The 977-nt window shown below is 58.5% G+C and carries 1 protein-coding gene; it reads right to left on the minus strand.

From position 1 onward, the window contains the following. Positions 1-977 (minus strand): hypothetical protein (locus tag A5634_RS26425; protein WP_155769745.1); only part of this gene is annotated, 977 nt, incomplete at both ends.

Here is a 977-nt window from a genome sequence, read left to right on the forward strand (position 1 = left end):
GTCAAAAACAGGCCCTGGTTGTAATTGCCGTTATTACCGATGCCCAACATCTGCAACGGACCTAACGGCAACCCACTATTACCGACACCGCTGTTGCCGATCCCGAGGTTGAGCATCCCGGTGTTGAACAGCCCCACGTTCTGGCTGCCGCTATTCCAGCCCCCGACATTGTCTAGCCCGTGGTTGCCGATCCCGAACCCACCAAAGGTGCTGATCGGATCGGTCGGGGTGAAGTTCGGGCTCACATTGCCGATCCCCAGGTTCAGGGTGCCGGTATTGAAGAACCCGATATTGCCCTCACCGACATTGCCGTACCCCCAACTCGGCAACGCCGCCGCACCCGGCAACACCTGACCCAACGCCGCACTACTAATGCTCAGCGGTCCGATGCCGATCAGGTTGTCCCCAACCAGGCCGATCCCCAGATTGTGGTTGCCGAAGTTGAACAGGCCGTGGTTGAAGTTGCCGTTGTTACCGATCCCCAGACCAGCGAGGTTGCCGATCGGGAACCCGCCGTTGCCGGTGCCGGTGTTGGCGATGCCGAAGTTACCCAGCCCGTTGTTAAAGAAGCCGAAGTTGCCCATGGTCGGGTTGGCGGGGTCGACAGCAAAGTGGGGGCTCACGTTGCCAAAGCCCAAGTTGACGCTGCCGGTGTTGCCGATACCAATATTGGCCAGCCCATTGTTAAACGCCCCGATATTGCCCGCCATCAAGTTGTTCGGGTTAGGGCTGATGTTGCTAAGACCGAGGTTGCCCAGCCCCTGATTCAGAATGCCCAGATTCAGATCACCGGTATTGAAGAACCCGACATTGTTATTGCCGACATTGCCGTAACCGTAGTTAACCCCCAGATCCGCGGCCGCACCCGGCAACACCTGACCCAACGCCGCACTACTAATACTCAGCGGTCCGATGCCGATCAGGTTGTCCCCAACCAGGCCGATCCCCAGATTGTGGTTGCCGAAGTTGAACAGGCC

It is taken from the genome of Mycobacterium asiaticum (assembly GCF_001673365.1).
GTDB classification, from domain to species: domain Bacteria; phylum Actinomycetota; class Actinomycetes; order Mycobacteriales; family Mycobacteriaceae; genus Mycobacterium; species Mycobacterium asiaticum_A.